The 14,664-nt window shown below is 63.4% G+C and carries 11 protein-coding genes and 1 pseudogene; 3 read left to right on the forward strand and 9 right to left on the reverse strand.

Going from position 1 to position 14,664, the window contains the following annotated elements; all coding sequences use genetic code 11:
- The coding region (locus tag QOC76_RS03840; RefSeq protein WP_526354350.1) for a hypothetical protein at positions 1–206 on the reverse strand (206 nt) is incomplete at its 3' end.
- A gap of 689 nt (positions 207–895) precedes the next feature.
- Here QOC76_RS03840 and QOC76_RS03845 point away from each other — a divergent pair.
- Complete coding sequence (locus tag QOC76_RS03845; protein ID WP_526354351.1) at positions 896–1,105, forward strand: hypothetical protein; 210 nt, start codon at positions 896–898, stop codon at positions 1,103–1,105.
- A 334-nt stretch (positions 1,106–1,439) separates the two neighbouring features.
- On the opposite strand, the gene glgX is transcribed toward QOC76_RS03845, so the two are convergent.
- The 5 genes and pseudogenes from glgX to QOC76_RS03870 all read right to left on the reverse strand — a co-directional run bounded on the left by glgX (position 1,440) and on the right by QOC76_RS03870 (position 8,640).
- A complete protein-coding gene (gene glgX / locus QOC76_RS03850; protein WP_526354353.1) occupies positions 1,440–3,533 on the reverse strand; it encodes a glycogen debranching protein GlgX in 2,094 nt (697 codons plus the stop codon).
- Positions 3,530–6,253 carry an MGH1-like glycoside hydrolase domain-containing protein gene (locus QOC76_RS03855; RefSeq protein WP_526354355.1) on the reverse strand — a complete coding sequence of 908 codons (2,724 nt, stop codon included), beginning with the start codon at positions 6,251–6,253 and terminating at the stop codon, positions 3,530–3,532. Before QOC76_RS03855 ends, glgX begins: the two co-directional genes overlap by 4 nt.
- A gap of 35 nt (positions 6,254–6,288) precedes the next feature.
- Positions 6,289–7,257, reverse strand: coding sequence for a S1C family serine protease (locus QOC76_RS03860; RefSeq protein WP_526354357.1), 969 nt, complete (start codon positions 7,255–7,257; stop codon positions 6,289–6,291).
- A 226-nt stretch (positions 7,258–7,483) separates the two neighbouring features.
- Positions 7,484–8,014: pseudogene (locus QOC76_RS03865) on the reverse strand (sigma-70 family RNA polymerase sigma factor); the annotation flags it as partial.
- Positions 8,014–8,640, reverse strand: a complete 627-nt coding sequence (locus QOC76_RS03870; RefSeq protein WP_526354359.1) for an HdeD family acid-resistance protein — start codon at positions 8,638–8,640, stop codon at positions 8,014–8,016. The gene QOC76_RS03870 and the pseudogene QOC76_RS03865, both read right to left, overlap by 1 nt.
- A gap of 303 nt (positions 8,641–8,943) precedes the next feature.
- On the opposite strand from QOC76_RS03870, the gene QOC76_RS03875 reads away from it, so the two are divergent.
- Together QOC76_RS03875 and QOC76_RS03880 are read left to right on the forward strand one after the other, a co-directional pair.
- Positions 8,944–9,372, forward strand: a complete 429-nt coding sequence (locus QOC76_RS03875; protein WP_526354361.1) for a hypothetical protein — start codon at positions 8,944–8,946, stop codon at positions 9,370–9,372.
- A gap of 413 nt (positions 9,373–9,785) precedes the next feature.
- Entirely contained in the window at positions 9,786–10,265 is a 480-nt protein-coding gene (locus QOC76_RS03880) for a DUF1003 domain-containing protein (RefSeq protein ID WP_526354363.1), read from the forward strand.
- Positions 10,266–11,928: 1,663 nt separating this feature from the next.
- On the opposite strand, the gene QOC76_RS03885 is transcribed toward QOC76_RS03880, so the two are convergent.
- The 3 genes from QOC76_RS03885 to QOC76_RS03895 form a co-directional block, all read right to left on the reverse strand.
- Positions 11,929–12,216, reverse strand: coding sequence for a hypothetical protein (locus QOC76_RS03885; RefSeq protein ID WP_526354365.1), 288 nt, complete (start codon positions 12,214–12,216; stop codon positions 11,929–11,931).
- A gap of 47 nt (positions 12,217–12,263) precedes the next feature.
- The gene (locus QOC76_RS03890) at positions 12,264–12,425 is read right to left on the reverse strand and encodes a helix-turn-helix domain-containing protein (RefSeq protein WP_526354367.1); all 162 of its coding nucleotides are present in this window, start codon (positions 12,423–12,425) and stop codon (positions 12,264–12,266) included.
- A gap of 6 nt (positions 12,426–12,431) precedes the next feature.
- On the reverse strand, positions 12,432–14,664 hold a 2,233-nt coding region (locus QOC76_RS03895), incomplete at its 5' end, for an ATP-binding protein (RefSeq protein WP_526354369.1).

A 14,664-nucleotide genomic window follows, 5' to 3' on the forward strand; every position in this document is an offset into this window, starting at 1 on the left:
GATGACAACTCAACAGTGCTCTCGGCCGTACGCAATGGCGATGTGGTCTGACACAACATCGCCGCCGCGACGCAGTGCCGGTAGACAACATCCATACCGGCACTACCCTTCGGGATCGACTCAGCGACAGCGGCGAACATGTTCGGATGCGCGAAACTCCCAGACATGCTAACGATTTCCCAACTATGACGGATCTCCTGCAGCACAACAGGGGACGGTTCCCTTCCGACGCCGACGTTTCAAGTCGGTGCGCACTGGTTCCGCGCAGAGCGCCTGTGAGGACCAGCTGAGTGGCGCTTGCAGGCAAGGCTCGACCCTAGACCGACGCCTGGGCGCGCACCTAACCTGTCACGTCAAGTTCGTCATGCGGTAACGCGTTAATCGCCCGCGCCATCGCCGCCGCATAGTAGGTGGCGATTAGCATGGCCAACCGCTTCTCGAGCCAGCGCCTCACAGTCATCTCCTTCCTTCAGCGTGCTTGTCGCACCCCTCGTCACGTTGATTGCCATGTCCTGGATCATTCTGTCGGCCGCAGCAATCCACTTCCCCGCCGCGTGAACGGGTTGAAGATCAAGCCTTTTGACGATCCGCACCTACAAATCGGGTTGCCGCACCGCAATGCGGACACCCCGGCTACCACATCCGCGGCGTGCCACGGGTAGGTGCCCCGCGGCGGGTGTGCAGGCTCCCGCCGCGCGGGCCGGCCGGGGTCCTCCTGTGCTGCCAACAGAAACACCTGTGGCGCTGGAAGAAAATGTAATGGAGGGTTTGCCGGTCTCGGTTGTGACGGTAGCCAACCGTCATTGAGAGATCATGGCCCGCCGAACAATGACTCCTCGCCCGCCGAACACTCACGATTGGTGGGAGCGGAAACTGCAACCAAGAAGGGACATCCATGTCAACGCTGAGCAAACTCCATCAACGTGCGGCTGAACATCATGAGCACGCAGCACGGCACCACCGCGAAGCAGCCAAGCTTCACGAGGTGAAAGACGTTCTGGCGGCGGTGGATCAGGCGCATATGGCGACCGACCACCAGGTGCACGCCATCCACTATGCAACGCAAGCTGCGAAGGAGTACCTGACGGCGCACCGCGGCAGCTAGAGGTATCGTCGGCGGGTGGACAGACATTCGGTCGTCCACCCCACCTTCGTTTCGTTGCGGGCGTCGACCGTCCAAGGCCACGACCGACAACGTCGTCACCGATCTGCACCTGGCGGAGATCTACGCCCGCTCCAGGCCGGTAGGGCTACGTTTGGCCGAGGATCAGCTGCTGGATGTGTTGCCGGACAACGACATCAATGAGGCGATGCAATCACTACCTCGGGAATTTTCGCGACGTAATCTATTACACGCCGGCGACTGCTGGACAACGGCGCTGGCCGTGTCGGCGCCCATCAATGCCCGCTACCGTGTAACGCCATGTCGCGGCCTGTGCTCAGCTCGATGGCGACTGCAAGATCACGATTGACCGCGGCCCGACCGTAAGCTCTAGCGCGACAGTGACCTTCCGCGCAGGGTCGTGGGTGTCGCACACGACGCTCCACTGGCGCGCCGAGAGGTCTGGCGGGACCGTGAACGTCAACGGCTCCCACCACGCGTTGATCAACACGAGAAAGTCGTTGTCGACCATCGGCGTGCCGTCCGCGCCGACGTCGGGATCGGTTGAGCCGTCAATAAATAACGCGACGGCGCGGGCGTTTTGGTCAGCCCAGTTTTCGGCCGTCATCTCGGTACCCGACGGTGTGAACCAGCGCAGGTCCGCCGCTTCTTTGCCGGTGGAGTAGCGGCGCCTGCGGAAAACCGGGTGGCCGCGGCGCAGCGCGATGAGCTCCTTGGTAAACCGAAGCAGGTCATCGTCGACCGCTGACCAGTCGAACCACGTGATCTCGTTGTCCTGGCAGTATGCGTTGTTGTTGCCGCGCTGGGTGCGGCCGAGCTCGTCGCCGCCCAGCAGCAACGGCACGCCAGCGGAAAGAAGCAGAGTCGCAAGGAAAGCCCGCTTCTGCCCCGCCCGCAGGGCATTCACGTCAGTGTCGCCGGTCGGCCCCTCTACCCCGCAGTTCCAGGAGCGGTTGTCGTCGGTGCCGTCGCGGTTGTCTTCTGTGTTGGCCTCGTTGTGCTTGCGGTCGTACGAAACTAGGTCATTGAGGGTGAGCCCGTCGTGGACGGTGACAAAGTTGACCGATGCGCTGGGCCGGCGACCTTCGTCGGGCCGGTCGTAGATATCGGCGGATCCGCATAGGCGCGTCACGAAGTCCGGCAGCAGTCCATCGTGGCTGCGCCACCAGTCGCGCACGGTGTCGCGGAACCGCCCGTTCCACTCGCTCCACAGCGGCGGAAACCGGCCGATGTCGTAGCTGTCCATGCGGCCGACATCCCACGGCTCCGCGATGAGCTTGACTTGCGACACCACCGGATCCTGGCCGACGGTGTCGAAGAACGCCGAAAACGGGTCGAAGTCACCGTCTTCTCGGCCGAGGGTTGGCGCCAGATCGAAACGGAAGCCGTCGACGCCCATCTCCGACACCCAGTAGCGCAGCGAATCCATGATCATCCGTAGGGTTGTCGCGTCGGCCGTGTTCAGCGAATTGCCGGTTCCGGTCGTGTCGACGTATCGGCTCGGATCGTTCGGGTCGAGGCGGTAGTAGGCGGCGTTGTCGAATCCCCGGTGGCACAGCGTTGGGCCGCCGGGCCCGCCCTCGGCGGTGTGATTGAACACGACATCCAGTACCACTTCCAAACCGGCCGCGTGCAGCGCGTTGACCATGTCCCGGAATTCCTCGACCTGGCCACCGGGCCGACCCGCCCGCACCGCAGCGGAGTACGCGGCGTGCGGGGCGAAGAAGCCGATCGTGTTGTAGCCCCAGTAGTTCGTCAATCCCCGCTCGACGAGGAAGGACTCGGGCACGTTGTGGTGGATCGGCAGCAGCTCGACCGTGGTGATGCCAAGGTCGACGAGGTGTTGCACCGCCGCCTCGTGCGCCAACCCCGCGTAGGTGCCGCGCAGTTCCGGCGGCACACCTGGATGCTTCGCGGTGAACCCGCGCACGTGCACCTCGTAGACGATCGTGTCGGCCAGGGCGTGTCCCGGCCCCGGCGATAGCGTCGTGGAGGCGGCGGCCGTCACCAGGCTGCGCGGCATCTGACCCGCTGAATCCAGTGAGCTGGGTGCACCAGCGTTATCCATTGCGTAATCGAGTAATTCGGGCCCGAACCGAACGTCGCCGTGGATCGCTCGCGCATAGGGGTCGAGAAGGAGTTTGGCAGGGTTATAACGCTCGCCGCGCGCGCGATCGTACGGTCCGCTGACCCGATAACCGTAGGCCTGTCCCGGCGCCACACCGGGCACGGACCCGTGCCAGACGTCGCCGTCACGCTCCGGTAGCAGCAACTGGGTCTCGCTGCCGTCGCCACTGAACAGGCACAGCCTGACCTCGTCACCGTTGGACGACACGGCGAAGTTCGTGCCTTGCGGGCCCGGCGTCCCGCCGAGCGGGGCGGGACGGCCCGCAAGGATGGTGGCGCTCACGCGGTCTCCTCTCCCTGAACCAGGCGCTGGATGACTTCCGATGCCTTGGGGTAGGCGCGGTGGCGGCGCCTGATCACGTCGGCGACCAGACCGGTCCACCCCGTCTGGTGGGACGCGCCAAGGCCGGCACCGTTGTCGCCGTGGAAGTACTCATGAAAGAGCAGGTTGTCACGCCATCGGGGATCGGCCTGCATCCGCGCTACGCCGCCGAAGCACGGCCGCCGTCCGTCTTGGTCGACGAGGAAAAGGGAGACGAGCCGCTCCCAGAAATCGGCGGCGACCACATCTAGCGTGACGTTGGTTCCCGATCCGGTCGGGTATTCGATCGTGAGCTCATCGCCGAAGAATTCGTGGTAGCGCTCCAACGCGGTCGCCACGAGGTAGTTCAGCGGAAACCACACCGGGCCCCGCCAGTTCGAGTTGCCGCCGAACATCGCCGTGGTCGACTCCGCCGGCTCGTAGTCGATCCCGGCGCGCACACCCTCCACGTCCAAGACGTATGGATGCTCCCGGTGGTAGGCGGACAGGGAACGGAGCCCGTGCGGCGACAGGAACTCCGCCGGATCGAACAGGGCTCGGCATAGCCGCCGGACGCGATCCAGGCCGGTCACCCCAACCAACAGCCGCCGCTGTCCCGGCGGCCCGCGCAGGATCCCGGCGTCGACCATCTCCTTGGTCCCTCCCAACCCGTGGCGGCGTAGGTAATCAGCGAACATCTTGTCGGTCACGAGCGTCCGGTCGATGGCCTCCTCGTTAACAACTGCTGCGGCCAGCAGGGGGATCATGGCGACCATCGAGCGCACCCGGACGGGTACGGCACTGCCGTTAGACAGCAGGATGCGGTCATAGAAAAAGCCGTCGTTATCGTCCCAAAGACCAACCGTCTCAAGCGCTTCCGAGATACCAGCGAAGTGCTCCAGGAACTTCTGCACCAGGTCGAGCGCGGGCCGGTGCCCAGACGCGTGCAGGATGGCCGCGATGGTGGCCATCGACAGTGCGTACCCTGCCATCCAGCCGGTGGCATCAGACTGCTCGAGGAGCCCGTGGACAGGAAGATGCGAGCGGTCGAGGGGACCGATGTTGTCCAGACCCATGAATCCACCCTCAAAGAGGTTGGAGCCGTTGGCGTCTTCGCGATTCACCCACCAGGTGAAGTTCACCAGCAGCTTGTCGAAGATGCTGCTGAGGAAGTCGAAGTCGCGACCGCCGTCGATGGCGAACACTTCGAGCGCGGCCCACGCTTGTACCGGCGGGTTGACATCGTTGAAGTCCCACTCGTAGGCGGGCAGGGCGCCGTTGGGGTTCTGAAACCACTCTCGGCACAGCAGGGATAGTTGGTACTTCGCGAACGCGGGATCGACGTGGACCAGCGCGACGCAGTGAAACGCCATGTCCCACGCCGCGAACCACGGGTATTCCCATGTGTCGGGCATCGACATCACGTCGAACGCCTCGAAGCTGCGCCATCGGGCGTTGCGGCCGTGCCGCCGCTGCGGCGGAGGCGGCGGCTGGCCCGGGTCGCCGTCCAGCCAGCGGGCAACGTTGTAGTTGTAGAACTGCTTGTTCCACAGCATGCCGGCGAACGCCTGCCGCATGACCGCCGCTTCGTCGGCCGATGCTGCGGGAGGTGTGAGTTCGGCGTAGAACTCGTCGGCCTCGTCCCGTCGTTGCGCTTCTACCCGGGTGAAGTTCGCGCCGAGCGCGGTCGCCGCGTCCGGGCCAGTGCCTTCCGGTCGTAGCCGCAGCCGCACTTGTGCGGTCTCGCCGGGTCCCACCGTCAGCCGGTACCAGGCTGCACACTTGGTGCCGCGTCGCTGCGGATTGACGGTGTCGGCGCCCGCGACGATGTGGTCGTTGATTCCGTCCTTCGGCCATCGTGAGGAAGACGGAACTCCATAGAGCCGTTCAAGATTCGTGTCGTTGTCACAGAACAGCAGCTCCGGGTAAGCGCCCTGTGGGTCCGGTCCGGGTAACAGCTCGAGTTGACCGAGGAACGGATGGTTGGTGGCCGCGGTCCCGGTCGATGTGGCGGTGATCGTCGGTCTGGTTTCATCGGCGTCCCAGGACCAGGTGTTGCGGTACCACATGGTCGGAAGCACGTGCAGCAGTTCGGTGTCGGGCCCGGCGTTGGTCACGCTGATCGTCATCAGGACGTCGGTCGGGTCCGCCTTAGCGTAGTGGACGTCGACTATCCAGTAGCGGTCATCGTCAAAGATCCCGGTGTCGAGCAACTCGTACTCGGAATCCAGCTTTCCGCGCCGCCGGTTCTCATCGAGCAGTTGTTGATACGCATAAGCCCTCTGCGGGTAGTGGTAGCGCCAGCTGTTCCAGGCGTGGCTCGGCACAGCGTCGAGATACCACCAGTACTCCTTGACGTCCTCGCCATGATTGGCCTCCGCGCCCGTCAAGCCGAACGACCGCTCCTTCAAGATCGGGTCACGCCCGTTCCATAACGCCAGCGCCACACACAGCCGCTGCTCGATGTCACAAATGCCGGCGAGTCCATCCTCGCCCCAGCGGTACGCGCGCGAGCGCGCGTGGTCGTGCGGTAGATAGTTCCAGGCGTCCCCGTCGGGGCTGTAATCCTCCCTGACGGTGCCCCATTGCCGTTCGCTCAGGTACGGGCCCCACAGATACCAGTCGCTGGCCTGGTGCAGACCAAGGTCGAGGCGGCCGAAACCAGCGACCCGCTGCCGCTCCGCCCCCGGAGTCGTTGTCATATCGAGAGCTGTGGTGCTGTAGAGGCGAACACGGGCTAGCCTTGCCCTGGATCTGTCCCCAGAGTGACGGTGACAGTCCTGGCATCACCCGACGGATCGACGAATGCCATCTTCACCTGTGTGCCTGGCGCCGTTGATTGCACAATCGCCAACAGAGACTCTGCATTGGGAATCGGTTGGTCATCGACCCTCGTCACCAACGCGCCGTTGGACAGGCCCGCCACGGCGGCCGGGCTTGGGGTGGCGACACCGACAACCGTGGCGCCCCGGCTATCTGCGCCGTTGCTGACCTTTGCCCCAAGCCAACCGTGCGACGCCTTACCCGTGGCGACGAGTTCGCTCGCGATGCGCTTCGCGTGATCGATGGGAATGGCGAAGCCGATCCCGATCGACCCGCTCGGGGTGTCCCCGGAGCCAGCGGTGCCCAGCTTCGCCGTCGCCGAGTTCATCCCGATGAGCTCACCGTTCATGTCGAACAGGGCCCCGCCGGAATTACCCGGATTGAGCGCGGCATCGGTCTGGATCGCGTCGAACACCACAACCTCATTGTCCGCTTCACCAGGGGTGAACACCGGTCGATTCAGCGCGCTGATGATGCCCGTTGTAACCGTGCTCTCCAGGTCGAGCGGTGAACCCACAGCGATCACCGGCTGACCGACGCGGAGGCCGGTCGAAGTACCGAGGGTGATCGGGGTGAGTCCTGAAATCCCCTGCGCCCGAATAACGGCGACATCGCTCGTCGGGTCGGTAGCGACAACGCTGAACGGAGCCGTGCGACCGTCGCTGAACGTGACCGTGCTGCTTGTCGACTCGCGGCCGCCGGGACCGGACGCCACAACGTGATTATTGGTCATGATCAGCCCATCCGGGGTGAGGATGATGCCGGAACCTTGTTCGAACTCGTCACCCAGATGCGAATGTAGCGTCACCACGCTGGGCAACACCTTGGCGACGACCTGCTCGACCGAGGACGCGCCCATATCGGCGCCCGACGTGGAGCTCACGTACCCAGGAATCACGGTTTGACCGGCGACTGCAGGAGGATGGAGAAGCAAAACGACCGCTGCGCCAAAGGCCGCAGAAATAATTGCCGCCACAAGCGCACGCCAGAGCAATCTGCCTTTACCAACAAGACTGTGCCAATTTGCCCGCGCCGCACGGTGAGCGGGGGGACGTGTCCGGCCGGTACCCCGTCTCGAGTCCGACATCACGTCAGCCGCCAGCGGGAGTGAGCACTGCCCGAAGCCGCTCCCGGCCGCGATGAAGCCGCGACATCACGGTTCCCCGCGGAGTCTTCATCATCGCCGCGATCTCTTTGTAGCGATAGCCCTCGACATCGGCGTAGTAGACGACCTCGCGGAACTGTGACGGCAGGGTCTGCATCGCCATCTCGATGTCCTTGTCCGGCAACGAATCCAGAACATAATCCTCGGCAGACCGCGGTCCAGGCACGCAACGGGCATACGCCGCTGCCAAGTACTGCTCGGTCACCTGCTCCGTCGAGCACTGCACCGGTTGGCGTCGTTCCTTTCGGTAGCCGTTGATGTACGTGTTGGTCAGAATCCGGAACAGCCATGCCTTCAGGTTGCTGTCTGACCGGAACGATTTGAAACCGACGTACGCCCTCATCATGGTCTCCTGCACCAGGTCGTCCGCATCTGCGTTGTTCCGGGTGATGCGACACGCATGCCGATACAGGGAGGCCCGTAGCGGAACAACCTCACATTCGAATCGTGCATTCAATTCGGAGTCCATCATCATCACCTGGCCGTGAACCGTTCAGAGACTGAGTCAATGGCTTCGCGAACTGTTCTGGCATCCTTGCGGATCTGGAACGACTGGATGATCTGTACCACGCCGAGCACGACGAGCCACACGCCGGCAACGAGCACGAGCACGACGATCGAATCGAAGGGCCAAACAAGGACGACGAGGCCGGCGATCACAGAGACGACGCCAAGGACTACATACCAACCGCGTCCGGGCAGATTCGACTCGCCGATAGCTGCAGCGGTGGCCGAGATGCCCTGGAAAACAAACCCAATTCCGATCCACAGTGACAGCAGAAGAACCGCGTATGCATCGCCGAAGTGGCGGAAGGACAGAATGGCCAGCACCACCGCCAGCGCTCCGCTGATGAACAGCAGAACGCGCAGGCCGGGAGATCGGGGCAGCGTGAACGCCATGGACAGTCCGATCAATCCGGTCAACAGCAGGTACACCCCGAACAACGCCGAAGCGACGAGGATCGTCGGGCCGGGCCACGCAAGAACGATGCCGCCCAGAACAATCGCCAGCACACCGGCTGCCAGTGTCCATTTCCACAGCTGCTGCCCAAGAAGGGGTCTCACAACTCTGTTTGCCTCATCCACGTTTGCGTTCGCCATCTAAACCACTCCCTGTCGTCCGATCCGGACGGATACCGTTGGTAGCGCGGGCTTTATGCCCACCAGGTCATCCTTTGACGAGGCGCAGCCATTGTCGATGTCGTCGCGAACAACATGACGCGGTGCTCGGTGTTGCCGACGCCTACACATTTGACGGCCATCTCATCACGTCTGTCTGTCGATATCACTCCGGCCAATCATCGGTTCCCTACGGTGTCGCGCTGAACAATGACGGTGCCATCGTCAGGCCCCACGATTCACTTAGGTGCGGAGAGGCCGCCCCCCATTGACAAGGAGCATTTGATGGCAGATTCCAAACTGAGCGCAGAGTTCGACAAGATCTCCGATAAGGCGAAGGCTGCGAGCGACGCCCTATCGGCGGCCAATGAGCGGACGCGCGAGCAGCTCGCAAACGACGTCGACGACGCGCGGGATAGAGCTACGGCAGCAGCCGATCACGTCAAGGACAAGGCGGATGACTCCCGGAACGCCGCGTCCTCACACTGGCAGGAGCTCCGCGACAAGTGGCATGCACACGTCGATGAGGTGCACTCGCGGGTCAAAAAGCACAACGACAAGATTGACGCCGACGGAGCGGCGATGGATGCCGACCTGAGCGAGTCGTATGCCTACGATGCGATCGATTTTGCTCTCGACGCCATCGAGGAGGCGGAGTACGCGGTGCTCGATGCCATGTATGCGCGCGCCAACGCTGCCGCGCTCAGTGTGTGATCGGATCCCCCCTAGACGTTGCGGGACGGTCACATGCCGTCCCGCAACGGCTTCCTGTAAGTCTCATTGACCGCGTCGGTACAGGAGCGAAACGACCTGGCAGAGAACCGTTTCCGGCGGCGCGACGATGCAGTTTGCCGCCGCACGTGGCTCACCTGTCGCGACCGTGACACCGGAATCGCTTGGAGTGGAAATGACTGGACCTCGTCAGGCCCCAATGACCATCGCCACACTTTTCGGATTCTTCTGCTTCGTGACGGCAGCGAATGAGGGGCGGCGTCGTTTCGACGAAGAGTTGGCGGATACTGCATGAATCGCGGCCGGAGCACTCATCCTGGGCATTGGCAGATCGCGGTTGCTTGCAAGATTGATCAAGGTGTCACGGGCGCTCGATGGACAGCATGGAGCATCATGTGACTGATTCGCCCATGACTCCCTGGCATGCGGAACTTGGCCGACTCATTCCGAGTCGGCTCATCAAGAGCGGCCATGTGCACCATCCGGCGGTGGTCGACGAGGCGATAAAACGCAGCGCGAGTTTGCAGCTGCGCGTAGCCGACCGAATCACCGCCTTCGCCGGGTCGATGAGCTTCGTCTTCATGCACGCGGTGCTATTCGCGGTCTGGATGTTGTTCTTCGAACGCAGTCCGTGGCCGACGTTGACCCTGGTGGTCTCGCTCGAGGCGATCTTCTTGTCGACCTTCGTCATGATCGGCCAGAATCGACAGGCGGCGTTCCAACAGGCTAAGGCCGATCATGACTTCCAGGAGCAGGAACTGGAACTCAAGACCAACACCGAGCTCACTCGGGACATCCACAGACTCACAGCCGAACTGCACAAGCGTCTTATGGGACCGGAGTCTGCGGATCACGGTCCTGCGTCTGCCACATGAGGCGGTGGTGGACTTCACATGCCAGGCAGAGCTCGGCAAACCATCGCGCGGCAGTGGATCCCGAAACCCAGCCCATCGGTGCAACTATGCACCTGACCGCGGCCCAAGCCGCACGGAACTTGAAGGTTCCTACTTCGGGGCTCCAGTCGCCGTTGCGGCCTGCTCGGCCAGGGGTGTAGGAGCATCGAAGAAGTCCACCGGATACCCATCCAGGGCCCGCACCCGCCGGCTGTTCGTGATCGGATGCCGCCCGCACCGCTCGCGAAACCACGAGACCTTCGCTGCGGTGAAGATGCCGGATCAAGGCTAGGTCTTCCAAGTAGATCACCCGACCAATCTGGTGGGGTGACCCACTTTTCAAACGTCGTCAACAAACCCTCTGCTATCTTCTGCACCCGCGTCGAGCCGGGCAGTAAACCCCTGGAACCGTGACGCCTTTCCCCCAATCGGTGGACCCTTGTGTCCCCCGCGGGAAGGGCCGATCAGCGGACACGCCAAGCGCCGAACACCAATACCGTCATGACCGTATTCATCACCGCTTCGTTCTTAGAAAGGGAAACATGCGATGACAAACACGAATCCAATTCACGATCACTACACCGTTGTCAGCCGCGCCGGCGACGTTCACACCTCCCGCGTCGTAATCGCCGGCAACTCTGCCGACGCGGCGGAAACCCACCGCGAGCATTACCCCGGCAGGGATATCATCCGCGTCTTCAACAAAGTAACGGCGCCTGTGAAGCTGACTGCGTAGGAGACTGGGCGGACTTCGGGTCCGTCGGTGTTCTGACTTCCGCGAGCACAAATGTCGGCTTTCGTCTCGGGCGGGAGTCGGGACTTGTTCGCAAGATCTGGCTGCAGGTTCTTTATTTCACGGCAGACCGTTCGCTACGTCCCGTCCGTCCGCGGCGTCACAAGACAGATGCGATTCTCGGCCCGCCACCCTGCTGCTGGTGGCGGGCCTCTGGCTGTGCAATCCCAAAAGCCGGAAAATTGATGTACCGGGTCCTGTAGGGACTGACAGGAACCTGCCAGCTACGCGGACGTGAGATCGGGTATCTGATGGGCGCGGTGGCTTGGCGTATTGAGGCGCGCCGGGCTCCCGTAGAGAACAGTCTGGGTGCGCCAAAGGAGGAACGATGGCTTCCGGCAGCAAGTTTGAGGTGCGGGTGGACCAACCGGGCAACGTCTTGGAAGTGCAGTTCGGCCCCGTTGAAGTGGACGTGCCGCGGTCGGTGGGATATTACGGTGGGCTGGCGGTCGCGATAGGACTGGGTTTGATCGAGCCGCCGCTTGCCCTATTCATCGCTGCGGTGCCGGTGTACAAGGCATTGACGAATTCGCGGCTTCCTCGATCGGTGCGCGCCATAGGTGAGGTTTTGGAAGGGGCGGCCAAACCGGTCGGCGGCGACGCGGAGGGCGTTATCCAAGTCGAAGATCAGCAAAATGCACGGACAAATGTCGTCGAAGCTTGCGACTCAGGGCCAGCAACGCGTTCGGCGTCCTCATCGGGCCGTCGGAGGGCGCCGGCCCGGCGGTCAAGTGCTGCGCGCGCGGCAAGCGGGAATTCGGCTAAGCGGTCGGCGGCTGCCCGCGCGCGCTGACGAGACTCTTCTTACCGACACTTCGCCACCGCTGGCAGGAAGGCCGGACGGCCAGGACGTCACTGCATTCGCAGCAGATCGACCTCGGTCGCCGTCGTGACCCGCTGAGCGGGGATACCCGCCTGGTCGCACGTCTCCGCGACGACGCTCGCCGAGTCCGCGGTGAAGACCGCGAAAAGCACCTCGTCAGTCGGCACCGCGAGCATATTGAGCAGCCGGACCGGTGACCCCTGCGCCGACATCAACACCGCGGAGTCCTTCAGGCGCGCCACCGTGTCATCGAGCGGCTCCTCCGTAATGGCGGAGTGATACCACTCGACGAGGTAGCAGGGCACCGGAATAGTCATCAATTGAACGCTAACCAAGATCGAGCGCGAAGGAATCGGGTGTTTCCCTATACATCTCGCGCAGCGACATGTCGGCCGAGCTCTGCGCGCGAGTGGATACCCAGCTTGGCGTAGATGCGGGAAAGGTTCGATTCAACTGTCTTCGGGCTGATGAACATGGCGGCGGCGATGTTGCGGTTGGTCATGCCCGACGCAGCGAGTTCGGCCACCCGCTGTTAGGACGGGCTCAGGGCAACCCTTCGACGTGTGCCGACGCCGACTCGGCCCAGCTCAGCGCGCGCACGGTCGGCCCACAGCGAAGTGCCCAGCTGCTCGAACGTCGCCAACGCATCATGAATGGTCGCCGCCGAGGCGTCCTTCAAACGCTTACGGCGTTGCAGCTGACCCAGCAGAAGCTGGGTACGCGCGCATTCGAACGGCATCGAAAGCCTTCGGTGTGCGGCCATCGCCTGCTCGACCATTTCGACCGCCGCGGGAACGTCACCCCGGGCGCCCAACAGCATGCCTCGGCCACGACGCCCGACGGCCAGCATCCAATGGCGCTGTAGCCGCGAGCCGTTGCGCTCGAGCGTCGTGACCAGCTGCTCTGCGGGTTCGAGCCGGCCCAACGCCACCATCGCCTCGACGGCATCGGGAATGAATGACGCGGCGATGATCTCGGTCGCCTTCGGCGCCAATTCAACCTTCGCCAGCAGAGGCAGAAGCGCGTCCAGCGCGGCTTCATAGTTGCCCCGCGACACCTCGAAGAAGCCGAGCGCCGTGGCCGGCCATTCGCCCAATCTGTCCGACCCGCAACGCCGGCTTGCGGCGCGCGCTTCTTCGATATCGGTATGCGCCTCATCGACTCGACCCAGATAGGCGCAGAGCAGCGCACGGCACGTCAGCGCCACCGAAAGCGGCAGGTCACCGCCCAACTGCTCGGCGAGCTGCATCGTGTCCTCGGCGATCAGCGCTGCTTCCGCGAGGTGGCCGCGCCAGATCTCGACCAGCGTTCCGTGAAAGGCGACGAGCATCAGCTCGCCGTCCTGGCCGTGATCGACACATCGCCGCCGAAGCGACGTCAGTTCCTTGTGCGCCAAATCCAACTCGCCCGTGCAGGATCGAATGATGGCGTTGTGCACGGTGGGGCGCAGTGCGAGCGGGGTGGTCGCTTCGTGATCCTCGAGTTGCAGTGCCCTTCGCATCGCCGGCTCGTCGAGGCCGTCGCCGTTCAGGAAGCGGACCATCTCCCGCATACCGAGTGCCTGACTCAACAAATCCGGCCGCCCGATTTGCTCGGCCTTCTCGACCGCCTCCTGCACGCATTGTAGCGACGCGTCGAGTCGCCCCGAGTTGAACTGCGCGAAAGACAATGTGACCAGCGTAGGGATGAGCACTGCCGGATCGTCGGGTACTTCGGCGAGCGCTTCTTCGAGCAGATCGGCCGCCTCGGGGAAGCTGTCGTCGAGCAGCCGGACATAGCCAAGCCAACTCATCGCTTCTGCCCGGACCACGCCGGGCTCGAGTTGCGCAATCGCTTCTTCGAGAAGCGCGCGGGCCCGGCTGGATTCGCCGGCATGGAAGTGGTGAGCCGCCGCTTGGATGAGGCGATGTGGCGTGCCGCCACCGAGGCCGATCGCCAGCTCGATCAGTTCGGCCGCGGCGGCCGGAGCCCCGCGCACGCGGGCCGACTCGGCCGAGTCGAGCGACTCGAGCGTGGCCGCGTCTGCCGTGGTAAATCCCAGCGCCATGTGTCTGGCTCGCAATTCCGGTTCGTCAACGACGTCGGCCAGTCGCCTGTGCATGGCCCTGCGCCGGTCAGGGGCAGCGTCGTTGTAGACCCCACGAGCGAAGATCGGATGGCTGAACCGGAGCTGATCGCCGTTGATGTCGATGATTCCGCGACTTTCGGCGTCCTCGATCCGTAGCGACACACCTTCGGCATCCGAGTCCAGAGCACGGGCGACCAGCCTGACCGACGGTGCGGCCAGACAGGCCACGGCAAGCAATGCACCATCGACGTCAGCGTCGCCACCACGGATCTTCGATCGAATCAACTCCCGAAGGCTGTCGGGCAATGAGATCTCTGTGTTCGATTGACGTCCCTGCACCGCCCTGGCGATTTCCAGCGCATAGAACGGATTGCCGCGAGACGCCTCTTCGATCCGCACCATCGTGGGGCGGGAGTACGAGCGACCCAGTCGGTTCGTGATTACTGCGTGTAGTGCGCCGACACTCATGGGAGGCACGGTGATTCGCCGGACGCCGTCGGGCCGTGGGAGCTGCAACCACGAGCCTGCATTGCCGTTGTCTTCGGTGCGGACGGTAGCCAGCACACCGACCCGTCCGGTCAGCCGACGCGCCACGAACGCGAGGACTAGACGGCTCGAGGAGTCGAGCCACTGCAAATCATCAACCGCCACAATGACTTTCATGTTCTCTGCGAGAATGGATACCACGGAGAGAAAT

The sequence above is a fragment of the Mycobacterium sp. genome, assembly GCF_032159565.1.
Classification (GTDB): domain Bacteria; phylum Actinomycetota; class Actinomycetes; order Mycobacteriales; family Mycobacteriaceae; genus Mycobacterium.

Excerpts from the sequence above, each read along its gene's own strand:
- QOC76_RS03845 (WP_526354351.1), top strand. The coding sequence starts at position 896 with ATGTCAACGCTGAGCAAACTCCATCAACGTGCGGCTGAACATCATGAG.
- QOC76_RS03855 (WP_526354355.1), bottom strand. The coding sequence starts at position 6,253 with ATGACAACGACTCCGGGGGCGGAGCGGCAGCGGGTCGCTGGTTTCGGC.
- QOC76_RS03870 (WP_526354359.1), bottom strand. The coding sequence starts at position 8,640 with ATGGCGAACGCAAACGTGGATGAGGCAAACAGAGTTGTGAGACCCCTT.
- QOC76_RS03875 (WP_526354361.1), top strand. The coding sequence starts at position 8,944 with ATGGCAGATTCCAAACTGAGCGCAGAGTTCGACAAGATCTCCGATAAG.
- QOC76_RS03885 (WP_526354365.1), bottom strand. The coding sequence starts at position 12,216 with ATGACTATTCCGGTGCCCTGCTACCTCGTCGAGTGGTATCACTCCGCC.